At 68.2% G+C, this 25,399-nt stretch carries 18 protein-coding genes and 1 pseudogene; 10 read left to right on the top strand and 9 right to left on the bottom strand.

What is annotated here, in order from left to right; all coding sequences use genetic code 11:
• The 4 genes from VLK61_RS09705 to VLK61_RS09690 form a co-directional block, all read left to right on the top strand.
• On the top strand, positions 1-1,155 hold a 1,155-nt coding region (locus VLK61_RS09705; protein WP_325420589.1), incomplete at its 5' end, for a DUF1302 domain-containing protein.
• A 14-nt stretch (positions 1,156-1,169) separates the two neighbouring features.
• Positions 1,170-2,540, top strand: a complete 1,371-nt coding sequence (locus VLK61_RS09700) for a DUF1329 domain-containing protein (RefSeq protein ID WP_325420587.1) — start codon at positions 1,170-1,172, stop codon at positions 2,538-2,540.
• Positions 2,541-2,548: 8 nt separating this feature from the next.
• Positions 2,549-3,580: a WD40/YVTN/BNR-like repeat-containing protein gene (locus tag VLK61_RS09695; RefSeq protein ID WP_325420585.1), complete on the top strand. Its 1,032-nt coding sequence runs from the start codon at positions 2,549-2,551 to the stop codon at positions 3,578-3,580.
• A 13-nt stretch (positions 3,581-3,593) separates the two neighbouring features.
• Positions 3,594-6,047, top strand: coding sequence for an efflux RND transporter permease subunit (locus tag VLK61_RS09690; protein ID WP_325420583.1), 2,454 nt, complete (start codon positions 3,594-3,596; stop codon positions 6,045-6,047).
• Here the strand turns inward: VLK61_RS09690 and VLK61_RS09685 are convergent.
• Positions 6,034-7,053: a Bug family tripartite tricarboxylate transporter substrate binding protein gene (locus tag VLK61_RS09685; protein ID WP_325420581.1), complete on the bottom strand. Its 1,020-nt coding sequence runs from the start codon at positions 7,051-7,053 to the stop codon at positions 6,034-6,036. The genes VLK61_RS09690 and VLK61_RS09685 overlap by 14 nt on opposite strands.
• A gap of 113 nt (positions 7,054-7,166) precedes the next feature.
• Between VLK61_RS09685 and VLK61_RS09680 the strand changes: the two genes are divergently transcribed.
• The 6 genes from VLK61_RS09680 (at position 7,167) to VLK61_RS09655 (ending at position 17,408) form a co-directional block, all read left to right on the top strand.
• Entirely contained in the window at positions 7,167-8,450 is a 1,284-nt protein-coding gene (locus tag VLK61_RS09680) for a LysR substrate-binding domain-containing protein (protein ID WP_325420579.1), read from the top strand.
• 94 nt (positions 8,451-8,544) lie between these two features.
• A complete protein-coding gene (locus VLK61_RS09675) occupies positions 8,545-9,267 on the top strand; it encodes an alpha/beta fold hydrolase (RefSeq protein WP_325420577.1) in 723 nt (240 codons plus the stop codon).
• A gap of 113 nt (positions 9,268-9,380) precedes the next feature.
• Positions 9,381-9,740 carry a hypothetical protein gene (locus VLK61_RS09670; protein WP_325420575.1) on the top strand — a complete coding sequence of 120 codons (360 nt, stop codon included), beginning with the start codon at positions 9,381-9,383 and terminating at the stop codon, positions 9,738-9,740.
• Between the two features lie 87 nt (positions 9,741-9,827).
• A complete protein-coding gene (locus tag VLK61_RS09665) occupies positions 9,828-12,818 on the top strand; it encodes a hybrid sensor histidine kinase/response regulator (RefSeq protein ID WP_325420574.1) in 2,991 nt (996 codons plus the stop codon).
• Between the two features lie 51 nt (positions 12,819-12,869).
• Entirely contained in the window at positions 12,870-13,553 is a 684-nt protein-coding gene (locus VLK61_RS09660) for a histidine kinase dimerization/phosphoacceptor domain -containing protein (protein ID WP_325420572.1), read from the top strand.
• Positions 13,554-13,820: 267 nt separating this feature from the next.
• Positions 13,821-17,408 (top strand): sensor domain-containing protein, encoded by a 3,588-nt coding sequence (locus VLK61_RS09655; RefSeq protein ID WP_325420570.1) that lies wholly within the window; start codon positions 13,821-13,823, stop codon positions 17,406-17,408.
• Between the two features lie 18 nt (positions 17,409-17,426).
• Here the strand turns inward: VLK61_RS09655 and rpe are convergent, their stop codons facing one another.
• The 8 genes and pseudogenes from rpe to VLK61_RS09615 all read right to left on the bottom strand — a co-directional run.
• Positions 17,427-18,113 carry a ribulose-phosphate 3-epimerase gene (rpe, locus tag VLK61_RS09650; RefSeq protein WP_325420568.1) on the bottom strand — a complete coding sequence of 229 codons (687 nt, stop codon included), beginning with the start codon at positions 18,111-18,113 and terminating at the stop codon, positions 17,427-17,429.
• A gap of 14 nt (positions 18,114-18,127) precedes the next feature.
• Positions 18,128-19,207, bottom strand: a complete 1,080-nt coding sequence (gene fba / locus VLK61_RS09645; protein WP_325420566.1) for a class II fructose-bisphosphate aldolase — start codon at positions 19,205-19,207, stop codon at positions 18,128-18,130.
• A gap of 12 nt (positions 19,208-19,219) precedes the next feature.
• Positions 19,220-19,951 carry an HAD-IA family hydrolase gene (locus VLK61_RS09640; protein ID WP_325420564.1) on the bottom strand — a complete coding sequence of 244 codons (732 nt, stop codon included), beginning with the start codon at positions 19,949-19,951 and terminating at the stop codon, positions 19,220-19,222.
• Between the two features lie 7 nt (positions 19,952-19,958).
• A complete protein-coding gene (gene tkt / locus VLK61_RS09635; protein WP_325420562.1) occupies positions 19,959-22,016 on the bottom strand; it encodes a transketolase in 2,058 nt (685 codons plus the stop codon).
• A gap of 126 nt (positions 22,017-22,142) precedes the next feature.
• The gene (locus VLK61_RS09630; RefSeq protein ID WP_325420561.1) at positions 22,143-23,018 is read right to left on the bottom strand and encodes a phosphoribulokinase; all 876 of its coding nucleotides are present in this window, start codon (positions 23,016-23,018) and stop codon (positions 22,143-22,145) included.
• Positions 23,019-23,044: 26 nt separating this feature from the next.
• A complete protein-coding gene (locus VLK61_RS09625; RefSeq protein ID WP_325420559.1) occupies positions 23,045-24,175 on the bottom strand; it encodes a class 1 fructose-bisphosphatase in 1,131 nt (376 codons plus the stop codon).
• 27 nt (positions 24,176-24,202) lie between these two features.
• A complete protein-coding gene (locus VLK61_RS09620; RefSeq protein ID WP_325420557.1) occupies positions 24,203-24,979 on the bottom strand; it encodes an HAD-IA family hydrolase in 777 nt (258 codons plus the stop codon).
• Positions 24,976-25,399 (bottom strand): annotated as a pseudogene (locus tag VLK61_RS09615) (CbbX protein); the annotation flags it as partial. The gene VLK61_RS09620 and the pseudogene VLK61_RS09615, both read right to left, overlap by 4 nt.

Genomic DNA, 25,399 nt, shown 5'->3' with positions numbered 1-25,399 from the left:
TCGGCGCGCCTGGGCAAGCACACGCTGCAGTACGGCGAGAGCCTGTTCTTCGGCCAGAACGGCATGGCCAATGCGCAAGGGCCGGTGGACATCGCCAAGATCCTGTCGGTGCCGGGCTGGCAGTTCAAGGAAGTGCTGCTGCCGGTGGAACAGCTCTCCGCATCGATCGAGCTGCGGCCGGGCTTGACGCTGGGCGGCTACTACCAGTTCAAGTGGCGCAAGAGCCGCATCCCGGGCGTCGGCAGCTACTTCTCGAACCAGGACTACGTGAACACCGGGGTCACCTACCTGGGGCCGCAGCTGCTGCTGCACGCCGACGACATCACGCCCAAGAACAGCGGCCAGGGCGGTGCGCAGCTGCGCTGGGCACCGGTGGGCAGCGAGTTCGAATTCGGCTTCTATGCCGCGCGCTACCACGACAAGACGCCGTCGGCACCGGTGTTCGACGTCGTCAACAGCCAGGTGCGCACGGCCTACGCCGAAGGCATCAACACCTACGGCGCCAGCGTGACCTCGTCGATCGGGCAACTCAACTGGGCCGCCGAAGTGTCGGTACGCACCAACACGCCACTGAACGTGGACCCGGCCATCTCGCTGGGCCCCTGCGGCAACGCGGGCAGCGCCACCTGCTATGCGGTGGGCAAGACGGCGCATGCCAACCTGTCGGGCATCTACGTGCTGCAGCCCGGCGCGCTGTGGGGCGGCGGTGCGCTGCTGGCCGAGCTGGCATGGAACCGCACACTCAGTGTCACGCACGGGCCGGGCGCGATGGTCGTGGGCGGCGGCACGGTCGATCCCAACACCACGCGCGACGCCTTCGCCGCACGCCTGCTGTTGGCACCAAGCTACTTCCAGGTCTTGCCGCAGCTGGACATCACCGTGCCCGTCAGCCTGGGCTACAACTTCAAGGGCCGCTCCTCGGCCATCGGCAACTTCGCCGGCGGCGTCTCCAAGGGTGGGGACATCAGCGTCGGCCTGCAAGGCAAGTACGCCCAGGTCTGGACCGCGCAAGCCAATGTCACCCACTACATCGGCAAGGCCGCCACCTTCACCGAGACGCTGGTGGCCGGCGCCGGCGCGCCGCGCCAGCTCAGCTTCGGTCAGACGCTGAAGGACCGCGACCACATCTCGCTGAGCCTGCAGCGCACGTTCTGAACAAGGAGAGACCCATGAAGCAGACTCTTTTGCAGGCAGCCGCGCTGGCGGCGCTGTTCTCCACCGCCCTGGGCGCACCGAGCGCCGCCGGGGCCGCCGTGTCGGCCGACGAAGCGGCCAAGCTCAAGACCACCCTGACGCCGCTGGGCGCCGAACGTGCCGGCAACAAGGACGGCAGCATTCCCCCGTGGGACGGCGGCATGAGCAAGGCGCCGGCCGGCTACAAGAGCGGTGAGCCGCGGCCCGACCCCTTCCCGTCCGAGAAGCCGCTGCTGTCCATCAACGCCAAGAACATGGACCAGCACGCCGCCAAGCTGAGCGACGGCGTCAAGGCGCTGATGAAGAAGTACCCCGACTTCCGCATCGACGTCTACCCGACGCACCGTACCGCGGCCGCTCCGCAATGGGTTTATGACAACACCTTCAAGAACGCCATCCGCGCCAAGCTGGTCGACGGTGGCCATGGCACCGAGAACGCCTACGGCGGCATCCCGTTCCCGATCCCGAAGGATGGCTACGAGGTGTTCCAGAACCAGCGGCTGGCGTGGATCGGCAGCAACCTGCAGACCCCCATTCGCGTCTGGGTGGTGACGGCCGACGGCAAGCGTGCGCTGGCCTCGGGTGGCATCGAAACCATGAGCCGGCCGTACTACGACCCCGAAGGCAGTCTCGAGAAGTTCGACGGCTACTACCAGCTCGGCAAGTTCGTCGCCACCGAACCCGGCTCGAAAGCCGGCGAGTCCATCCTCGCGCACGACAACTTGAACGCGGGCGTGCCGCGCAGCTTGTGGCAATACCTGGTCGGACAGCGCCGGGTGCGCAAGGCACCGTCGGTGGCCTACGACACGCCCGACGCCGTGACCTCGGGCATCGGCCTGGTCGACGAGGCCTTCATGCTCTTCGGACCGATCGACAAGCACCAGTTGAAGCTGATCGGCAAGAAGGAGATGTACATCCCGTACAGCAACAACAAGGCCAGCACCGCCAAGGTGGCCGAGCTGTTCACGCCGAACACGCTGAACCCCGCGCTGGTGCGCTGGGAATTGCACCGCGTGTGGGAGGTGGAAGCCACGCTGGCCGAGGGCAAGCGCCACGTCGTGCCCAAGCGCAAGTACTACCTCGACGAGGACACCTGGCAGATCATCCTGTTCGACGGCTGGGACGCCAAAGGCGAACTCTGGCGCACCAACTTCACGCTGACGCTGCTGGCACCGGACATCCCCGCATTGGTCGGCTTCGTCATGTGGGGCGGCTACGACCTGCAGACCGGCGCCTACTACATGAACATGGCGTCCAACGAGTTGCCGACGCAATACAAGACTGTGCCGTCCATCCCGCGCTCGGCGTTCAGTTCCGAGCAGTTGGCCAACGAAGGCACACGCTGACTTAGCCCATGACCCCCTTCACCGCAGCACTGGCGGCAGCGCTGGCCGCCGCATCGCTCGGCACCGCACAGGCCGCCGAGACGGGCATGGCGCCGGCCGTGCTGAGCGAGCCCGCGCTGCAAAGCGCGAAGGCGCTGAACGCGGCGATGCTGGCTGTCACGCACGCCGGCACACGCCTCGTGGCGGTTGGCGAGCGCGGCACGGTGCTGCTGTCGGACGACGGTGCGAAGACCTGGCGCCAAGGCAAGGTGCCGGTCCAGATCACGCTGACCGCGGTGCGCTTCGTCGACGAGCGCACGGGCTGGGCGGTGGGCCACCTCGGCGTGATCCTGAAAAGCGTGGACGGCGGCGAGACCTGGGTCAAGCAGCTCGACGGCGTGCAGGCCGCGAAGCGGGTCGCCGCTGGCGGTGACGAACGCACGAAGCGCTTCGCCGAGGAAGGCCCCGACAAGCCCTTCTTCGACATCGATTTCGTCGATGCGCAGCACGGCGTCGCGGTCGGCGCCTACAACCTCGCATTCGCCACCCGCGACGGCGGCCAGCACTGGACGCCGATGCTGGACCGGCTGCCGAATCCGAAAAGCCTGCATCTGTACGGCGTGCGGATGGCGGGCGGCCATGTCTACATCGTTGGCGAGCAGGGCCTGATGCTGAAGTCTGCCGATGGCGGCAACCGCTTCACCGCGCTGGCCTCTCCCTACAAAGGCAGCTTCTTCGGCGTACTGGCCGCGCGCTCGGGCACCTTGATCGCTTACGGTTTGCGCGGCACCGCCCTGCGCTCCCCGGACCAAGGACTGAGTTGGGTACCGATCGCGACCGGCGTGCCGGTGTCGATCAGCTCCGCGATCGAGCTGGATCACGGCGAGTTGGCACTGCTGGCGCAGACCGGCGAACTGCTGCGCAGCCGCGACGACGGGCGCAGTTTCACGAAGACAGCACCCAGCGGCGGCCCGCTGCCGGCCGCCGGCCTCGCCGCCACCGACGGCGGCACGCTGGTGATCGCCAGCCTGCGCGGCATGCGCCGCCAAGCTGCGCCGTGATCTCTCACACACCATGCACGCCGACACCTCGCTAGACGCCCAGCCGGTCGTCGCCTGCCTCGAAGATTTCGATGCCGCCTCGGGCTCGGCGATCGAACGCGCCTTCTTCAACCACCGCCCCTGGGTGATGGTGGCCTGCCTCGTCATCACGCTGTTGCTGGGCTGGCAGGCCACGGTGCTGCGGCTCAACGCCAGCTTCGAGAAGACCATCCCGACGGCGCACGCCTATATCGTGAACTACCTGGCCAACAAGGCCAACCTGGCGGGCCAGACCAACGCGATGCGCATCGCGGTGGAGACCACCGGTGCATCGATCTACGACAAAGGCTACCTCGACACGCTGCAAAGGCTCAACGACGAGATCTTCCTGCTGCCCGGCGTCGACCGGCCGTTCATGAAGTCGCTGTGGACCAGCAACACGCGCTGGGTCGCGGTGACCGAAGACGGCCTGGACGGCAACACCGTGATCGGCGACAGCTACGACGGCTCGCCCGCGGCACTGGCCGAGCTGCGCACGAACGTCGAGCGCTCGGGCGAGATCGGCCAGCTCGTGGCCGGCGACTTCAAGTCCAGCATCATCTTCGTGCCGCTGCTGGACAAGAACCCCAAGACCGGCGAGGCGCTGGACTACGGCGAGCTGTCACGCCAGGTCGAGGCACTGCGCAGCCGGTACCAGAGCGACACGATCCGCATCCACGTCACCGGCTTCGCCAAGGTCGTCGGTGACCTGATCGAAGGCCTGCAGCAGGTGCTGATGTTCTTCGGCCTGGCGCTGGCGATCTGCGCCGCGGTGCTGTTCGGCACCACCCGCTGCGCGCGCAGCACCGCGCTGGTGGTGGCCTGCTCGGTGATCGCGGTGGTCTGGCAGTTCGGCCTGCTGGCGCTGCTGCACTACGAGCTCGATCCGTACTCGGTGCTGGTGCCGTTTCTCGTGTTCGCCATCGGCATGAGCCATGGCGCGCAGAAGATGAACGGCATCATGCAGGACATCGGCCGCGGCACGCACCGCGTGGTGGCGGCGCGCTACACCTTCCGGCGCCTGATCGTCGCCGGCGTGACGGCCCTGCTGTGCGACGCCGTGGGCTTCGCGGTACTCACCCTCATCAAGATCCAGGTGATCCAGGATCTCGCGGTGATCGCCAGCATCGGCGTGGCGGTGCTGATCTTCACCAACCTGGTGTTGCTGCCGGTTCTGCTGTCCTACGTCGGCGTCAGCGGCCAAGCCGCACAGCGCAGCCTGAAGCAAGAGTACGCCGAAGCAAGCGGCGGTCGTCGTCCCTGGCTGTGGGCCCAGCTCGACCACTTCACCCGGCGCGGACCGGCCATCGCCGCCATCGCCGTCAGCGCGGCGCTGGCCTTGGCGGGTTACGCGATCAGCCTGCGCCTGCACATCGGCGATCTCGACCCCGGCGCGCCCGAGCTGCGCGCCGACTCGCGCTACAACCGCGACAGCGCCTTCATGGCCGCGCACTACGCGGCCAGCGCCGACATCCTGACGGTGATGGTGTCCACCCCTGAAGACCAGTGCACCCGCTACGACACCCTGGCCAAGGTCGATGCGCTGGCGTGGCGGCTGCAGCAGCAGCCTGGCGTGGAAGCCACCCACTCGATGGCCGCCCTGTCCAAGCTGGCGATGGTGGGCTACAACGAGGGCAACCTGAAGTGGTTCGAGCTGATCCCCAACGCGGCAGCGCTGGGTGGCGTGCAGACCCGTGCGCCGCGTGAGCTGTTCAACCAGGGCTGCTCCTTCCTGTCGCTGTACGTGTACCTGAAGGACCACAAGGCGCAGACGCTGAGTGCAGTGGTCGACGAGGTCGAGGCCTTCATCGCTTCCGGCCAAGCCAAAAACAGCGACCCCGGCGTGCGCTTCATGCTCGCCGCCGGTTCGGCCGGCATCGATGCGGCCACCAACATCGTCGTCAAGCAGGCGATGCGCGAGATGCTGCTGTGGGTCTACGGCGCGGTGATCCTGCTGTGCTGGTTCACCTTCCGCTCGTGGCGCGCCGTGGTGGTGGCGGTGCTGCCGCTGGTGCTGACCTCGATCCTGTGCGAAGCCCTGATGGTGGGCTTGGGCATGGGGGTCAAGGTGGCCACGCTGCCGGTGATCGCGCTGGGCGTGGGTATCGGCGTGGACTACGCGCTGTACGTGCTGAGCGTGATGCTCACCCGCCTGCGGGCCGGCGCCAGCCTGTCCGATGCCTACCACCACGCGCTGCAGTTCACCGGACGCGTGGTGATGCTCACCGGCATCACGCTGGCGCTGGCGGTGGGCACCTGGGCCTTCTCGCCGATCAAGTTCCAGGCCGACATGGGCATCCTGCTGGCCTTCATGTTCGTGTGGAACATGGTCGGTGCACTGGTGCTGCTGCCGGCGCTGGCGGTGTTCCTGCTGCGCGGCACGCCGGCCGCAGCGGCCGCACAACAGCAGCCCGCGCCGGCAGCGCAGGCCGCGCTCAATCGGCGTTGATGCGCCGCTCCTTCACCACCGCGCCGTATCGCTTGGCCTCGGCCTCCAGCAGCGTGCGGTACTGCGCCGGCGACATCGGCACCGGCTCGGCGCCGATCGACATCAGCTGCTCGCGCACCGCGGGCTGCGCCAGGATGCGGTTGACCTCGGCATTGAGCCGCGTCACCACCGCCGCCGGCGTGCCGGCCGGCGCGAAAAAGCCATGAATGGTGCTGGCATCCAGGCCCTTGTAGCCGGCCTCGTCGAGCGTCGGCGTGTTCGGGAACAGCACCGATCGTTTGGGCATCGCCACCGCCAGCAGCTTGAGCTTGCCGGCGCGGATGTGCGGAATCGCCAGGCCGGGGTCGAAGACGAAATCGACCATGCCGGCCAGCACGTCCTGCAGCGCCGGCGCGGCGCCGCGGTAAGGCACATGCGTGGCGGCGATTCCGGTCTGCGCCTTGAAGATCTCGCCCGCCAGATGCGGCACCGAGCCGCTGCCGGGCGAGGCGTAGGTCAGCGGCGTCGCCTGCGCCTTGGCAAAGGCGATGAACTCCTCGACGGTGTTCGGCCCCAGCCCCGGCCGCGTGACCAGCAGCGCGATGGTGCGCGCGCCGGCGGCCACCGGAATCAGGTCCTTGAACGGATCCCACTTCATCTGCGGGTAGACGAAGGGGTTCACCGTCATCGTGCTCGCCGGCGAGACCAGCAGCGTGTGGCCGTCGGGCACGGCCTTGATCACCGCCTCGGCGCCGATGTTGCCGGCCACGCCGGAGCGGTTGTCGATGACGAAGGCGTGGCCCAGCGCCTCCTGCAGCGGCGCGGCCACCGCACGCGCGACGACATCGACCGAGCTGCCCGGCGCGACGTTGACGACGATGGTCACCGGCTTGCTCGGCCACGCTGCAGCGGTTTGCGCGTGCGCGCTGCCGACGGACAGGCAGGCCAGCCAGCCCGCGCCCTGCAGGCCCAGCACCAGCGCGCTTCGGCGCGTGCTGCGCGGTTCGGCCCGTGAATCTCTTTTCATCGACTGTCTCCTGGTGATCCGGGTGGTGTGCAGTTCATTGTTCGCAAGGGCGTGCCGGGCCGCTGCTCCAAATGCAGCAGGAGCTATGCGTTGTGGCTATGGATAGTTCCGTGGTGAACAATTCGCCGCTGCGTGACGCAGGGTCCGGCGCGCCACGCGCGCTGCCCCCGATCGCCGGGCGCCTGAAGGCCTTGCGTTGCGTGGCCGCGGTGGCCGCGCAGGGCAGCGCGATGCGCGCCGCCGAGGCCATCCACCTGTCCCAGCCGGCAGTGACGCGCGCGGTGCTGGAGATGGAGACGTTCTGCGGCACGCCGCTGTTCGAACGCGGCGCGCGCGGCATGCTGGCCACCGTGCCCGGCGCGCGCCTGGCGCAGCGCGCCGGGCAGCTGTTCGCGCAGCTGGCGGCGGGCGCCGAAGAGGCGCTGGCACAGTCGCCCACACGCCCCGCCACGGCAGGCCGGCGCGGTGCCACGCCGCAGCGCTTCGCCGGCACCGTGACGGTGGCCCAGCTGAAGGCGCTGGTCGCCGTGGCGGCAACGGCCAGCGAAGTCAATGCCGCGCGCTGGCTGGGCATCAGCCAGCCCTCGGTGCACAGGGCCCTGCGCAATCTGGAAGACCTGGCTGGCGTCGCACTGTTCCTGAGCTCGGTGCGCGGCACACGCCTGACCGATGCCGGCGAGGCCCTGCTGCGGCGCGTGAAGCTGGCCTTCGGCGAAGCCCGCGCGATGGCAAGCGACATCGCCGGCTGGCGCGGCGAGGTGCGCGGCCGCGTCGTCATCGGCACCCTGCCGCTGTCGGTGACGCTGTTCCTGCCCAAGGCCATCGACGCGGCGCGGCGCCAGCATCCCGAGCTGGAGATCACCGTGATCGACGGCACCTACGAGAGCCTGATGCGCCAGCTGCGCAGCGCCGATGTCGATGCCATCGTCGGTGCGCTGCGCCCGGCGCCGCCGGAGGTGCGGCAGGAGCTGCTGTTCGAGGAGCCACTGGCGGTGATCGCGCGGCCCGGCCATCCCTGCCTCGCGCGCCGCGCGCTGAGGCTGGCCGACCTGCTGGCCTGGGAATGGGTGATGCCGCTGCAGGACACGCCGGCGCATGCGGCGCTGCAGCGGGCCTTCGCGGCGCAGGGCCTGGATCTGCCGCCGGACGCATTGCAGGCGAATAATGCGTTATTCACCCGGTCCCTGGTCGGGCTCACCGACCGGCTGGCGCTGACCTCGCACAGCCAGGCGCTGGCCGACGAACGCGCCGGTAGCTTCCGCCTGGTGCCGGTGCCGCTGCCGGAAACCACGCGGCGCATCGGCGTTGCGCTGCGCAATGGCGTGGAGCCTTCGCCGGACCTGGCAGCGGTGCTCGAGGCGATGCGTCAGGCCGTGGGCTATAGCCGCGCCGCATAGATGATCGAGCGGATGTGATTCGACGCGAGCTGCCGTGCACGCCACCATTCACGATGAACAGCGGCCGCGAATGGCCTGCGAAAGGAAGAGCACGATGAAGCACCCGCCCGTGGTGTTGCTGCCCGGCTTGTTGTGCGACGAGACGGTGTGGCTGTCGCAGCAGCAGGCGCTGGCGCCGGCGCCCTGCCTGATCCCGTCGTTCGGCACGCTGTCGTCGATCACGGCGATGGCCCGGCAGGTGCTCGCCGAAACACCGGCCGAGCGCTTCTCGCTGGCCGCTCATTCGATGGGCGGGCGCGTTGCGCTGGAGATGATGCGGCTGGCGCCGCAGCGCATCGAGCGGCTCGCGCTGCTCGACACCGGCATCGACCCCCTGGCGCCGGGCGATGCCGGCGCGCGGGAGCGCACGCAGCGCCTGGCCTTGCTCGAACTGGCGCAGCGCGAAGGCATGCGTGCGATGGGCCGGCAATGGGCGCGCGGCATGGTGCACCCGTCGCGGCTGGACACGCCGCTGTTCGAAGCCGTGCTGCAGATGATCGAGCGCAAGACGCCGGCAATCTTCGAAGCGCAGATCCAGGCGCTGCTGGCCAGGCCGGACGCCCGCGGCGTGCTGGCCGGCGTGCGCTGCCCAACGCTGCTGATGTGCGGGCGGCAGGATGCCTGGAGCCCGCTGGCACGCCACGAGCAGATGCACGCGCTGCTGCCGGCGTCCCGCCTCGTGGTGATCGAAGACTCGGGCCACATGTCGACGATGGAGCAGCCGGCCGCCGTGTCGGCAGCGCTGGCCGAGTGGCTGGGGTGCCCACCGGCGCCGTAACACCGACGCAACAATCGAAACCGGCGCCAGCTGCCGGGGAAGCACAGGTGAAACGGCGGCTGTCGACACTGCATGCACTTTCCCCGATCAGCCACCTACGAGAAGCAGCCATCATGAAGTCCTTCCGCGCACATGCCCTCCGCACCGCCGCCGCCCTCGGCCTCGCCCTCGCTTTCGCCGTGCCCGCCGCCCAGGCGCAGAGCTTCGTGCAGGTCCGGGACTGGGACGTCTACGTCGACCTGCCCACCGGCTTTGCGTATGTGAAGACACCCGTGGGCTGGCGCTTCGTGCGCAAGCTGGACGACGAGCAGATGACGCGCCTGCCGGCCAGCACCTTGACCGCCCTGCTGCCGCCCGAGCAGCCCGAGATCCAGTATGCGCACCCTGCCATGGAGCTTTCGCCGCGCATGCTGGCGTTGCGCGCGGTTGAACGCCGCCTGGCCGGCAACGCGGCGACCCCGGCTCAGCAGTAAGCGCCGTTCCAGCGCGCTCGGCGCCCCCCGGACCACAGGGGTGGCCAATGGTGCCGGCGAACGGGCCAAGGTCCTACACTTGCCCCCATGCTGCAACAGGCACAGCACCTGCAGGGCTGGCTGGCGCTTGCGCTGGCCCTCAGCCTTGCCGCGCTGGCCGTCATGGCCCTGATGTGGCTGCGCCTGCACCGCTCACAGCGCCGGCAGCTGGCGCCTGTCACCGAACTGCCCCACCAAGACCGCATCCAGCGCGCCATCCTCGACAGCATGGGTGACGGGGTGCTGGTCATTGACCCGCAGGGCAAGGTCCTGTTCGTCAACCCGGCGGCCGAGCGCATCGTCGGCATCGGTTTCACGCCCGGCGACGCCAGCGGCAAGAGCCAGGACCATGGCCTCTACCTGCCCGACCAGACCACGCCCTACCCCACGGCGGAACTGCCACTCGCCAGGGCCATTCGCGGTGAGCCCTGTGACGACGTGGAAGTGTTCATGGCCAATCCGGCTTGGCCGGAGGGGCGCTGGCTGAGCGTGACGGCGCGTCCGCTGAGCGACGAGACGGGCTTCGTCAGCGGCGGCGTGGCCGTGATCTCGGATATCACGGCCCGCAAACGCGCCGAAGCAGAGGTCCGCCGTCTCAACGTCGACCTGGAACAGCGCGTGCAGCTGCGCACGACCGAGCTCGAACACAACCGCAACGCCTTGCAGGCCATCATCGAAAACGTGCCGGCCGCCGTCTACGTCAAGGACCTCGACGGCCGTTACCTGCGCCACAACGCCCGGCTTGCGCTGGTGCTTGGCCGTGGCGGCGAATCGCTGGTGGGTCTGCGCGACAGCGACCTGATCGACGCCGAGAACGCCGCCCGTGTGCTGGCCGAGGACCGGCAGGTGGCAGCGCAAGGGCAAGGCCTGCGCGCGGAGCACGACATGCCGGGCCCGGACGGTGAGGTGCGCACCTTCAGGACCCATGTGTTCCCCTTGCAGGACAGCGACGGCAGCACCTACGCTGTCGGCGGCATCTCGCTGGACATCACCGATCTGAAGCAGGCCCAACACGCGGCCGAGGCCGCCACCCGGGCCAAGAGCGAGTTCCTGGCCAACATGAGCCATGAGATCCGCACGCCGATGAACGCGATTCTCGGCATGTCCTACCTGGCGTTGCAGAGCGGCCTCACCGCGCACCAGTACAACTACATCCAGAAGGTGCACGCTTCGGCCGAATCCTTGCTGGGGGTCATCAACGACATCCTCGACTTCTCCAAGATCGAGGCCGGCAAGCTCGACATCGAGGCCATCCCGTTCAACCTGGGCGAGGTGATGGACCAGCTGAGCAACCTGGTCGGACTCAGAGCCCAGGAGAAGGGCCTGGAACTGCTGTTCGTCGAGCCGGCGCAACTGCCGACGGCGCTGGTGGGTGACCCCTCGCGCCTGACCCAGGTGTTGCTGAATCTGTGCAACAACGCCGTCAAGTTCACCGAACAAGGGGAGGTCACCGTCGCCATCGAGGTGCTCGAGCGCGACAACGCGTCGGCGCAACTGAGCTTCGAGGTGCGCGACACCGGCATCGGCATCCATGCCGAGCAGCAGCACAGCATGTTCCAGCCGTTCTCGCAGGCGGACGCCTCGACCAGCCGCTGCCACGGCGGCACGGGCCTGGGGCTGACGATCAGCCGGCACCTGGTGAACCTGATGGGCGGGGAGATCGCTGTCGACAGCGCACCGGGCCAAGGCAGCCGCTTCAGTTTCAGCCTGCGCTACGGCCTGCAGGCCGACGCCGCGACGCAGCCACCGGCGCTGCAGCACACGGCTCTGCGCGGCACGCGCGTGCTGGTGGTGGACGACAACGCCAGCGCGCGCGAGGTGCTGGCCGGCATGGCGGGCTCACTCGGCCTGACGGCCGACACTGCCCGCGACGGCCTGGATGCGCTGCGCCTCGTGGCGCTGGCCGACGCCGGCAATGCCCCGTACAGGCTGCTGCTGCTGGACTGGCAGATGCCGGGCATGGATGGCCTGGCCTGCGCGAGCCTGCTGTCGCAGCGCCATCGCTGGCGCCATCCAGCGCCCAGCGTGTTGATGGTGACCGCCTTCAGCCGCGACGAGGTGGTGCGGCGCATGGCCGAGCAGCACCTGTCGGTCGGCGCCCTGTTGACCAAGCCGGTGACACCCGCCACGCTGTTCGATGCCTGTGGCGCCGCGCTGGGCTTTGCGCACTTCCAGCCGATGCGCCTGGCACGGCGCGAAGCGGCCCTGGTCAGCCACCGCGCCCGCTTGGGCGGGGCGCGCGTCCTGCTGGTGGAAGACAACGCCATCAACCGGGAGCTCGCGGTCGACATGCTCAGCGGTGCGGGCATCGTCGTCAGCATGGCGCGGGACGGCCGGGAGGCGCTCGACATGCTCGATCGCCAGCGATTCGACGCCGTGCTGATGGACTGCCAGATGCCGGTCATGGACGGTTACACCGCCACCCGCTTGCTGCGTCAGCAAGCCCGGCATCAGACCCTGCCGGTCATCGCGATGACGGCCAACGCAATGGTCGGTGACCGCGAGAAGGTATTTGCCGCCGGCATGAACGATCACATCGCCAAACCGATCAATGTCGAGGAGATGTTCACCACGCTCGCGCGCTGGCTGCGCCCCGCGGCGGGCGATGCGCCCGAATCAGCCGCTGTCGGGCCTCCTCAAGCGCGCGCCCTGGTCAGCGCCACGGTGCGCGCCGATGCGCATGCCAGCCTGCCCGGCATCGATGTTCACGCCGGGCTCGCCAACATGGAGGGCGACGAAACGCTGTACCGCCACCTGCTGCGCATGTTCCGCGACCAGGAGGCCGACTTCCAGGCCCGCTTCAACGCCGCGCGTGCGGGGGGCGACGCCGCCGGCGCGACGCGCATGGCGCACGACCTCAAGGCCGTGGCCGGGACGCTTGCCGCGCACGAGTTGCAGCATGCCGCAGCGGCACTGGAGGACGCGTGCCTGCACGACGCCGAAGCGGTGGAGATCGACAAGCTGGCGCGCAACGCGGCCCGGCAGCTCGACCCGGTGATCGCCGGCCTGCAATCGCTGGGCACCGGCCGCGCACATTGATCAGCGGCCTGGGTTGCGATGAATGCGCGGCGAGGGCGATACCCAGGCGTCATGACCGGCGCCGCATTGCTTGCGGCGGGTACGGCCGTGCTGCTGGTCGAAGACGACGATGCCACGGCCGAGCTCGAACGCCGGGTCCTGACGCGCTCCGGCTTCGAAGTCAGGCGGGTCACAAGCGTCGCGCAGGCCGTGTCCGCGCTTCGCTCGGAGCCCCTCCAGGCGGTCCTGCTCGACTACCAGCTTCCGGATGGTGACCCGTGGGCCGTCGTCGACGCCGCGCGCGAGAAGGACTCGCTTCTGAAGGAGATCCACCATCGCGTGAAGAACAACATGCAGGTGATCTCGAGCTTGCTGCAGCTTCAGTCGGGCGAAGTGAAGAGTCCCGAGGCGCGTCACGCGCTCACCGCCAGTCAGAACCGCATCAAGTCGATGGCAGTCATCCACGAAAAGCTCTATGAAAGAGCTGATCTCGCAGCAATCGACTTCACCGACTATGTGGGCAGGCTCGTAACGATGCGCCAGGCTCAGCGCGAAATCGGGGTTCCAGCGTCGATCGCGCTCCATGCAGCGCCGGTCACCATCGGGATCGATCGAGCCATACCGGCCGGCCTGCTCCTGAACGATCTGCTCTCAAACGCTCTCACGCGCGGAGGGGCGCCCGGGCGGCTGGCCTTCGAGCATGTCGACGGCTTCGTCTGCAAGGTGGTTTTCGCGCGCGCTCCCCGATCGATCTGACAGCTCTTTCGCGGCACCGAACGTCCCGCCGGTGGGTGGACCATGGGACATTCGCGATACACAGTCGCAGCGCTATCGCTGCCACCCCGGGGCACGGATTCCCTGACTCTTCGCTCGAAATGGCAGTCCGAGACAGCCCACTTCCGGCGTTCATCGTTCCCGCTGCGGCGTACTCTTCGGCGTAGCGTTTGCTTCGGTGTCGTCAGGCCGTCCAGGGGCTGTGGGCCGTGAATTCGACGGGCGACAAACACCGAACCGGATACCGTCATGCAGAAATCTGCCCTTTCGACCGCGCGAGCGGCAGGCCTCGTCGTCGCACTGTTCGGCGCGACCATGGTGGTGCGCTGGGTATTCCAGGTGGACGCCATAACGCGCCTTGTCCCCGACACCGAGCACTTGGGCATCGTCATTCCGCTGCTCTTCGTCGCGGCGAGCATCTGCCTTTTCAACGCCTCGCGGCCATCAAGCTCAGCCACCTGGCTCACCCGACTCTCGGCAAGCTGCATCGTCGCCCTGATCGCGCTGCCCCTGGCCTACCTGTTCGAAGCCGCGACAGGCGTCGGCCTGGGAGTCGACATCGTGCGTGCTGGCACAGTTCCCACAGCGAGCAATCCGTATCCTGGCCGACTGTCTCCGAACGCGAGCTTGGCGTTCCTGCTCACCGGCGCTGCTTTCTGGCTGCACCGACGCCGCTCCGGCCAGCTCATCTTCCTGACGCTGGCCCTGGCCGTCTCTTTCATCGGCCTGGGTGGGCTCGTCGGTTACTTCCTGGGCCTGGAGACGCTGTACCAGGTGGCGAGCTTCAACCGGATGCTTGCGCCCACCGCGTTCGGACTCTCGGTCGTCGGCGCTGGCCTGTGGATGCTCCACGAAGCATCCCATGCGTTCGACCCCCAGGCGTTGCAAAGGACCGAGCAGCGCATCAAGCGGCGCTCGATCGCAGTCTTCACGCTCGTCGCGCTGGCCGGCGGCGTTGCAGGCTTCGGGGTGATGCGCGATACCTTCGAGCGCTCGGTATCGAAGGACATGCTGCTCATCGCCACGACGAACGCGACATCGCTGTCCCACACCATCGAGGTGAGCCTGTCGTTCCCGAGAACCGTGGCAACTCGGCCGGCCGCGCGCCAGGCCCTGGACACGCTGAGCAAGGCGCCCGAGGACGCGGTTGCCAAGGAGTTCCTGCAGAGGGTGGCGGACAGTGTCCTGAGCGCCGACTTGACGAGCGTGGCGATCCACGCCGCGAATGGGGCACGCGTGGCACAGGCGGGTTCCGTGACGGCCACGAAAACGCAAGTCATTCAGCGTCTGGCCAATACAGGGCAGACGACCTTCCTGGCCTGGCGGGACGGCTACATCCTCCTCACGGAAACCGATGTCCTCATTGACGGGCGCGCCGTCGGACGGCTGCTCACCGAGCAGCGCATGCCGCTGTTCGATCGCCTGCTGGTGGACATCCGGGCGTCCAGTGACACATCCGACGTGGCGATCTGCGGTCGCGACAAGGACAAGCTGATCTGTGCCCCGAACCGGTTCAGGCCGTCCGGGTTCGATCTGCCGATGTTCGACGCCGACGGCAGTCCTCGCCTTCCTGTGGCGAGGGCGCTGCTCGGCGAACACGGCGTGCAGTTCCTGAAGGACCGGCGCGGCACCCATGTGCTCTCGGCCTTCACGCCGATCAAGGACTTCGGGCTCGGGTTCGCGGTGCGCACCGATGTCGACACGCTCTATGCACCGATGAAGTCGCGCCTGAACCTACTGGCCCTGGCGCTCGTCGGCATCGTCGCACTGGCCATCTATGCCCAGCACTGCCAGGTCAGGCCGGTGCTGAAGCAATTGGTGGCCAGCGAGCAAATGGTGAAATCCATTGTCGAGTCCCAATCCGAACTCGTGTCGCTCGCCAGGCCCGACGGCGAACTGACCTACGTCAACCCGGCCTATGCGAGACACATCGGACTGACACCTGCACAAATGGTGGGTGGCAATCTGTTCGACCATGTCGAAGCCGCGGATCGCGCGGTCGTTCGACAGGTGGTTGCGCAAGTCATGTCGACGGGCACAAGCGCGACCAGCGAGAACCGCCTGACGGCCGCCAACGGCGCCGAGCGCTGGGTCGCCTGGACCAACAGCTTGCAGCGCGACGCCTCTGGTCAGCCGATGCTTCATTCGGTCGGCCGCGACGTGACCGAGCGCATGCTGGCCGAGCGTGCCCTGCGCACACTCGCCGCAATCTTTGACGCGACGACCGACTACGTGGTCCAGTTCGACCCGAAGGGCCGGATCACCTACATGAATCCAGCGGCACGCCGTCGCACCGGTGTGGCGCTGGACGCGCCGCTCGACCACCTGACGCTGGGGGATTTCAATCCGCCGAAGTCACTCCATCGATACATCACGGAGGTCGGGCCGGCCGCCATCGCCAGCGGCGTCTGGGTGGGCGAGTCGCTGGTCTGGGACGCCGAACGGCATGAGTTTCCGGTCAGTCATATCGTCATCGCCCACCGCGACCCACAGGGCGAGGTCGAGTATTTCTCGGCCCTCATGCGCGACATCTCGGCCGCCAAGGCGGCGGAGCAGGCCGTACGAGACAGCGAACATCGCCTGCGCATGGTGACCGACAACTTGCCGGTGCTGATCTCCTACCTCGACCGCGACCTGCGTTTTCGATTCGTCAACCGGACCTATCAGCAGTGGTTCGGCAACGAAGCGGCGCCACAAGTCGGGACGAGCGTGCAGGATTTCTACGGCGAGCGGGCCTGGCTGGAGATCGGGCCCCCGCTGCGAGCTGCATTGGAGGGTCAGGAGGTCAACTACGACCGGGAGATGGTGTGCCCCGAGGGCAGGCGCCATGTGCAGGTCACGGTCGTGCCGGATCGCGACGAGCAGGGCAACGTCGTCGGCCTGTACACGCTCATCAGCGATGTCACGTCGTATCGCGATGCGCAGCGAGCGGTTCAGGAGAGCGAAGCGCGTCTGCGCACCGTGGCCGACGCGCTGCCGATGCGCGTGGCGTACGTCGACGCGGACGAGCGCTACCGATTCAACAATCTGGCCTATGAGCGCGGCTTCGGCCGGCCGCGCGACGAACTCTACGGCCAGACCGTGCGTGCGGTGCTGGGCGATGCCGCCTACAAGTCGGTCGAGCCGCACATTCGCAGCGCGCTGCGGGGAGAGCCGGCCACGTTCCAAAGCGAGATGGCCAGCGGCGACAACTATGTCTGCTACGAGGCCCAGTACATCCCGCAGCTTGCCGCCGACGGCGGCACGGTGCTGGGCTTCCACGCGGTGGTCAGCGACATCACCCGTCAGAAGCTCGAGGAGAGGCGGCTGACTGAACTCGCGCGCGTGGACCCGCTCACCGGCCTCATCAATCGCGCCGGGTTCGAGTTGCGCGTGGCAGAGGCGATGAAGCACTGCCTCGCCACGGGCGCGCTGATGGCGCTCATGTACCTCGACATCGATCGATTCAAGCAGATCAACGACCGGTTCGGACACAACACGGGTGACGCACTGCTGCGGGCCTTCGCGGACAGGTTGTCGCAGACATTGCGCTCCACCGATACCGTCGCCCGCTTGGGAGGGGACGAGTTCACGGTGATCGTCGAAGGCTTGCCGAGGCCCGAGGTGGCGTCGACGGTTGCCGCCAAGATCGTCCACGCCATGAGCACGCCGTTTTTCATCGAGCAGCAGGCAATCAACGTCACCACGAGCATCGGCTTGGCGTTCTACCAGGGAGACGCCACGACCGTCGAGGCCCTCGTCCAGCAGGCGGATGTGATGCTCTACCAAGCCAAAGGGGCAGGCCGCAATAACGTCCAGGCGGCGCTTCGGCTTGTCGAAGAGGGGCGGGTTGCGTGACGGTATTTGAAATAGGGCCTACCGGGCCCCGAGCGCGGCAGCGCGCAGCGCGCTGATCGTGGCGCTCCAGTCCGGGCTGCCGAACACCGCCGAGCCGGCGACGAAAGTGTCGGCGCCGGCTGCCGCGATGGCGGCGATGTTGTCGGTCCTGACGCCACCGTCCACCTCCAGGCGGATCGCTCGGCCGGTGTCGCGGGCGTACGCATCGATGCGCTGTCGCGCCTCGCGCAGCTTGGGCAGCGTCGAGGCAATGAAGCCCTGGCCACCGAAGCCCGGGTTCACCGACATCAGCATCACCAGGTCCAGTTTGTCCATCACGTGGTCCAGCCAGTGCAACGGCGTGGCCGGGTTCAGCACCAGCCCGGTCTGGCAGCCCTGCTCGCGGATCAGCGACAGCGTGCGGTCGACATGCCGGCTGGCTTCCGGGTGAAAGCTGATCAGCCCGGCGCCGGCCTTGGCAAACGCCGGCACCAGCGCGTCGACCGGCTCGACCATCAAGTGCACGTCCATCATCGCCGCGCCGGCATAGGGGCGCAGCGCCTCGCAGACCATCGGTCCGATGGTCAGGTTGGGCACGTAGTGGTTGTCCATCACGTCGACGTGGATCCAGTCGGCACCGGCCGCGACCACGCGCGCCACGTCTTCGCCCAGGCGGGCGAAATCGGCCGAGAGGATGCTGGGGGCGATGAGCGGGGCTTGGCGCATGCTGTGGTCCTGGGTCACGCCGCCTGACGCAGCGCAACGCCCTGCGACGATGGCTGTCGCAGATAGCGCTGCGCCATCACGGCCAGTGGTTGCACCTTGATCTTCGAGGCCTGGCCGGCGCAGCCGAAAGCCTCGAAGCGCGCCTTGCAGATGTCACGCGCGGCGGCGGTGGCGGCTTTCAGGAAGGCGCGGGGGTCGAACTCCTCGGGCACTTTAGCCATCAGCTGGCGCATCGCGCCGGTCATCGCCAGGCGGATGTCGGTGTCGATGTTGATCTTGCGCACGCCGCTGCGGATACCGCGCTGGATCTCTTCCACCGGCACGCCATAGGTCTGGCGGATGTCGCCGCCAAATTCTCGAATGATCGCCAGCCACTCCTGCGGCACGCTGGAGCTGCCGTGCATCACCAGGTGGGTGTCGGGGATGCGTGCGTGAATGGCGGAGATGCGTTCGATGGCCAGAATGTCGCCGGTGGGCTGGCGCGTGAACTTGTAGGCGCCATGGCTGGTGCCGATGGCAATCGCCAGCGCATCGACGCCGGTGCGCTCGACAAAGTCAGCCGCCTGCTCGGGGTCGGTCAGCAACTGGGCGTGGTCCAGCGTGCCTTCGGCGCCGACACCGTCTTCTTCGCCGGCGGTGCCGGTTTCCAGCGAGCCCAGGCAACCGAGCTCTCCTTCGACGCTGACGCCCACCGCATGCGACATCTCCACCACGCGGCGGGTGACAGCCACGTTGTAGTCGTAGCTCGCCGGCGTCTTCTGGTCTTCCAGCAGCGAGCCGTCCATCATCACGCTGGAGAAGCCACTGCGCATGGCCTGCAGGCACACCGCGGCCGAGGCGCCATGGTCCTGGTGCAGGCAGATCGGCGCGGCCGGGTACTGCTCCAGCGCGGCTTCGACCAGCTTGCGCAGAAAGGGCTCACCGGCGTATTTGCGCGCACCGGCGCTGGCCTGCAGGATCACCGGCGCATCGCAGGCGTCCGCCGCCTGCAGGATGGCCTGGATCTGCTCCATGTTGTTGACGTTGAAGGCCGGCACGCCGTAGCCGTGATCGGCCGCGTGGTCCAGCAACTGGCGCAGGGAGATGAGGGGCATGGGGAGCTCCGTTCAGGGATTCAGGGGTGCGGCATGACGGCCAGCCGCCAGCGGCGGCGGCACGCAGGGGGCATCGAGCACAAATTCGGCCACCTGCAGCAGGCCGGGAAAGATGCGCTGCGGCTGCGATTCGGCGATCGGCACGCCGGCGTTGTAGCCATAAGGCACGGCCCAGGCCGCGACGCCGGCATTGCGCGCCGCTGCCACGTCGACACTGGAATCGCCGACATGCGCCATGCGCTGCGTGTCGCCGCCGAGCACCGCGGCCACATGGCGCAGCACGCTGGCATGCGGCTTCTTGTGCGGCAGTGAATCGCCGGCCAGCACCAGGTCGAACCAGGGCAGCAGCCGCGTGGCCTGCAGCACGCGGCGCGCATGCCGCAGCTCCTTGTTGGTGACGCAGGCCAGCCGCACGCCGGCCTGCCGCAAGCGGGCCAAAGTCTCATGCGCACCGGCATAGGCCATGGCCACCGTGCCCAGCGTGGCCTCCAGCTGATGCTCGAAGCTGGCCAGCACCGCTTCGGCCCGCGCCGTTTCCACCAGGGCCGGCTGCGCCAGGTACAGCCGGGCCAGCAGCTTGAGCATCAGCTGGCGCGAGCCATCGCCGATCAAATGGGTGATCTCGGCCTGCGGTCGCGGCGCGATGCCGTGATCCTGCAGCGCGCTGTTCACGGCTTCGGCGATCTCGCCGGCGGTGTCGACCAGCGTGCCGTCGAGGTCGAAGCTGAGGATGTCGTAACTCATATTGTGCTCAGCGGCCGGCGCGCGCGGCAGTGGGCTGCCGCTGATCGCAGCAGTCCTGCACCAGCGCGGCCAGGCGCTGCGCGGTGAGGCCGAAGTGCTCGAACAGGTCCGCGGCGGGCGCCGATTCACCATAGCCGTCCACGCCCAGCGCCGCCTGGCAGCCGTACTGGCCCCACCAGCGCGTCACGCCGGCTTCCACGCCGATGCGCGGCAGGTCCGCGCCGAGCACCTTGTCGCGGTAGGCCTTGTCCTGCTGGTCGAACAGCGTCGACGAGGGCAACGACACCACGCGCACCGGCAAGCCGCGCATGTCCAGCGCCGCCTGCGCGGCCATCGCCAGCGAGACCTCCGAGCCGGTGGCCAGGATCACCGCCTGGGCGTTGTCGCGCTCGCTCAGCACGTAGCCGCCGCGCTGGATGTCCAGCACCTGCTGCGGGTCGCGCTGCTGGGCCGGCAGGTTCTGCCGCGACAGCAACAGCGCGCTGGGCCGGTCGGCGGCGCCCAGCGCCTGCACCCAGGCCACCGCCGTTTCCGCGGCATCGCAGGGCCGCCAGACCTCCAGGTTCGGGATCAGGCGCAGGCTGGCCGCGTGTTCCACGCTCTGGTGCGTGGGGCCATCTTCGCCGAGGCCGATGCTGTCGTGCGTGAAGACATGGATCACGCGCTGCTTCATCAGCGCGGCCATGCGGATGGCGTTGCGGCTGTAGTCGCTGAAGGTCAGGAAGGTGCCGCCGTAGGGAATGAAGCCGCCGTGCAGCGCCAGGCCGTTCATGATGGCGGCCATGCCGAATTCGCGCACGCCGTAGTTGATGTGGCGGCCGCCGGCCTGGCCGCCGCGCACCGCGCCGCAGCCGGGAAAGTCGGTCAGGTTGGAGCCGGTCAGGTCGGCACTGCCACCCAGCAGCGCCGGCAGCTTGGGCGCCAGAGCGGCCAGCACTTTCTGCGAGGCCTTGCGCGTGGCCATGGTTTCCCGATGCTGGCCGAATTCGGCCATCGCGGCCAGCGCGGTTTCTTCAAAGTCGTGCGGCAGCTCGCCGGTCATGCGCTGCTCGTAGGCCGCCGCCAGCTCCGGGTACATCGCGCGATAGGCCGCGAAGCGCTTGGCCCATTCGGCCTCACGCGCGGCGCCCAGCGGGCGGGCGCACCAGCGTGTGCGCAGCGCCACCGGCAGCTCGAAGGGGCCGTGGTGCCAGCCGAGCGCGTCGCGCGTGCGCTGGATCTCGTCGGCGCCCAGCGGCTCGCCGTGCGCCCGGGCCGTGCCTTCGCGGCCCGGCGAGCCCTTGCCGATGGTGGTGCGGCAGACGATCAGCGTCGGCTGATCGGTGCTGCGCTTGGCCGTGGCGATGGCCTTGCCGACGGCGACCACGTCGTGGCCATCCAGCGGCCCGATCACCTGCCAGCCGTAGGCGCGGAAACGTGCCCCGCTGTCGTCGGCGAACCAGCCGGCCACCGGACCGTCGATCGAGATGCCGTTGTCGTCGTACAGCACGATCAGCTTGTTCAGCTTCCATGCGCCGGCCAGCGAGGCGACCTCGTGACTGATGCCTTCCATCAGGCAGCCGTCGCCCAGGAAGACATAGCTGTGGTGGTCGACGACTGCGTGGCCGGGCCGGTTGAACTCGTCGGCCAGCAGCTTCTCGGCCAAGGCAAAACCCACCGCATTGGCCAGGCCCTGGCCGAGGGGGCCAGTCGTCGTCTCGACACCCGGCGTCAGGCCCACCTCCGGATGCCCGGGGGTCTTGCTGTGCAGCTGACGAAAGCGCTTCAGCTCCTCGATCGGCAGGTCGTAGCCGCTCAAGTGCAGCAGCGCGTACAGCAGCATCGACGCATGGCCGTTGGACAGCACGAAGCGGTCGCGCTCGAACCAGGACGGGTTCGCAGGGTTGTGGCGCAGGTGGCCACCCCACAGTGCCACCGCCATCTCGGCCATGCCCATCGGCGCGCCGGGGTGGCCGGAGTTGGCGCGCTGCACGGCATCGATGGCCAGCGCGCGCAGCGCATGCGCCATCTCGTGTCGCTGGCCGTTGTCCGGACGCAGCACGCGTTCAGTGGACTGTGAGCTCATCGGCGTCTCCAGTTAGATCAAGTGATTTGCTCGGATCCGGCTTGCCGGTCCGGCGGCAAAAGCCCCAGGGCCACGAAGGGGCCCCTTCGGGTCCACGGGGGCAGCGACCGAAGGGAGCGTGGGGGCTCATGTCACCGCCTTGCGCCGCTCCATCATTCGCCAGATGAAGGGCGTGAAGATCAGCTGCATCGCCAGCTCCATCTTTCCGCCGGGCACGACGATGGTGTTGGCGCGCGACATCCACGAACCGTTGACCATGTTCAGCAGGTACTGGAAGTCGATGCCGTTGGGCGTTGCGAATCGGATCACCACCATGCTCTCGTCAGCCGACGGGATGTCCCGCGCGATGAAGGGGTTGGAGGTGTCGACGACCGGCACGCGCTGGAAATTCACATGCGTGTGCGTGAACTGCGGGCAGATGTAGTTCACGTAGTCGGGCATGCGGCGCAGGATGGTGTCGGTCACCGCTTCGGCGCTGTAGCCGCGCTGGTTCTTGTCGCGGTAGAGCTTCTGGATCCACTCCAGGTTGATCACCGGCACCACGCCGATCAGCAGGTCGGGATGGCGGGCGATGTCGACCTCCGGCGTGACCACCGCGCCATGCAGGCCTTCGTAGAACAGCAGGTCGGTGTCGGGCTCCAGGTCTTCCCAGGGCGTGAAGGTGCCGGGCGGCTGCTGGTAGGGTTCGGCCTCCTTGGCGTCGTGCAGGTACTTGCGGCGGCGGCCGGTGCCGGTGGCGGCGTAGTCGGCAAACAGCGCTTCCAGTTCGGCGAACAGGTTGTTCTCCGCACCGAAGTGGCTGAAGTTCATGTTGCCGGCACGCTCGGCCTCGGCCTGGCGCAGCTTCATCTGCTCGCGGTCGTGGCGGTGGAAGCTGTCGCCTTCGATGATGGCGGCGTTGACATTCTCGCGGCGGAAGATGTTCTGGAAGGTGCGGGTGACGGACGTCGTACCCGCGCCGGACGAGCCGGTGATGGCAATGATGGGATGAAGTTGTGACATGGCGGGAACTCGGATGCGGGACGGGTTCAGCTGCGGAAGAGGCTGCGCTCGGCGAACAGCGGGCTGGGCATGTCGACCCCATGGGGCTGGGCGTGATAACGCTCGATGCGCTCGACCTCGTGCTTCGAGCCGAACACCAGGCCGATGCGCTGGTGCAGCGCGGTGGGCTGCACGCCCAGCACCGCTGCGCGCCCGGTGCTGGCGCGGCCGCCGGCCTGCTCGATGATGTAGCCGATGGGGTTGGCCTCGTACAGCAGGCGCAAGCGGCCGCAGCGCGACGGATCCTTGGTGTCGCGCGGGTACATGAAGACGCCGCCGCGCATCAGGATGCGGTGGGCCTCGGCCACCATCGAAGCGATCCAGCGCATGTTGAAGTCCTTGCCGCGCGGCCCCGTCTTGCCGGCCAGGCATTCGTCGACGTAGCGCTTGATCGGCGCTTCCCAGAAGCGGCTGTTGGAGGCGTTGATCGCGAACTCCTGCGTCTCGGCCGGCACCTGGATGTGCGCATGGGTCAGCATGAACTCGCCCAGGTTGGGATCCAGCGTGAAGCCCACCACGCCGTGGCCGACCGACAGCACCAGCATCGTCGTCGGCCCATAGAGCGCATAACCCGCGGCCACCTGATGCGTACCGGGCTGCAGGAAGTCGGCCTCGACCACGTCGCGCCCGCTCTCCACCACCGATTGCGGCGCGCGCAGCACGCTGAACACGCTGCCCACCGAGACGTTCACGTCGATGTTGCTGGAGCCGTCCAGCGGGTCGAACACCAGCAGGTACTTGCCGCGCGGGTGCTGCGGTGGGATCTGGTAGGGGTCGTCCATTTCCTCCGAGGCCATGCCGGCGCAGTGGCCGCCCCAGTCGTTCATGCGGGTGAAGACGTCATTGCTGATGACGTCCAGCGGCTTCTGGGTTTCGCCCTGCACGTTGATGCCGCCGCCGACATTGCCAACAACAGTGCCGACACCTGTGCCACCAACCGCACCGCCATCCTGGCACGGCGCGTGGCCCAGTTCGCCGAAGGCCACGGCGCGGGCGATGGCCTTGCAGGCCAGCGCCACATCGAGGATCAGCGCATTGAAGTCGCCGCTGGCGCCGGGGTAGCGACGGCGCTGTTCGATCAGGTACTGCGTCAACGTGGAGCGGTGGGACAAGGGCATGGGTGTCTCTCGTTTGTGGGTTCTGATTCAGCGCTGGGCCGCCGCATGCCAGGCCTGCAGCATGGCCACGCTGCAGCCCTGCAAGCTGGGCAGCACCCGCAGCGCGGCCGCAAAGTGGTGCTGCACGGTGAAGGCATTCGGCGTCACGATCGTCGGCAAGCCGGCGCCGGTGGCCGCCTCCAGCCCGTTGGCCGAGTCTTCGAAGGCCAGGCAGTCGGCGGCGCGCAGCTGCAGTCGTTGCAGCGTCTGCAGGTAGACCTGCGGGTGCGGCTTCTTGCGCGGCGCGGTGGAGGCGTCTTCGATAATTTGAAAGATGTGCGTCCAGTCCGGTCCGATCGCCGCGCGCAGCAGCGCGACGATGTTGACCGGCGAGGTCGTCGTCGCGATGGCCAGGCGCAGCCCGGCGTCGTGGGCCGATTCGATCAGCTTCAGCACGCCGGGCCGCAGCTGCACGGCGCCTTGCTGCACCATGCGCTCGTAGGCGGCGGTCTTGAGGTCGTGGAGGGTCTGCACCGTGTCGGCCAGCGCGCCGGCATCGATGGCCAGCACGCCGCCGCGCACCTGGGTCCAGTAGTGCGTGATGCGCTCCTTGCCGCCGGAGACTTCCAGCAGCCGGGTGTAGAGCGGCTGGTCCCAGTGCCAGTCGAGGCCGGCCTGGTCGAAAGCGTCGTTGAACGCGGCGAGGTGGGCGTGCTCGGTGTCGGCCAGCGTGCCGTCGACATCGAAGATCAGCGCGCGCAGCGGCACTGTCGGCGGCAAGGCCGACAACCGCGCCGGCGGCGCCGTCAGGGGCCGCGCCGTCATGGCCTGTCCCCCGCGGGCGCAGCGAACACCCGGCTGGCCAGGATGTCGCTGGCCGCCAACGTGCTCAAGTCCTCGGCGCTCAGCAAACGTTCGCGGTCCGCATACAAGCGGCTGGCCTGGCGCAGCCGGACGCGGTCCAGCGCATTGCGCACGCTGCGCGCGTTGGCGAAATGCGGCTGGCCGATGCGCCGCTGCAGGTATTGGTCGAAAGCTTCCCCCGCGCCGGCGCCGAAGCGGTAGTGCGACGCCGCCAGCATGCGATCGGCGATCTGCAGCAGCTCGGGCGCGCTGTAGTCCGGAAAGTCCAGGTGGTGCGCAATGCGCGAACTCATGCCGGGGTTGGACTGGAAGAAGGTGTCCATGCGGTTCTTGTAGCCGGCCAGGATCACCACCAGGTCGTCGCGCTGGTTCTCCATCACC

The organism is Aquabacterium sp. (genome assembly GCF_035476535.1).
In the GTDB taxonomy this organism is placed as follows: Bacteria; Pseudomonadota; Gammaproteobacteria; order Burkholderiales; family Burkholderiaceae_C; genus Pseudaquabacterium.
The sequence above is the reverse complement of the archived record's forward strand: the minus strand, read 5'-3'. Positions and strand labels throughout refer to the sequence as shown.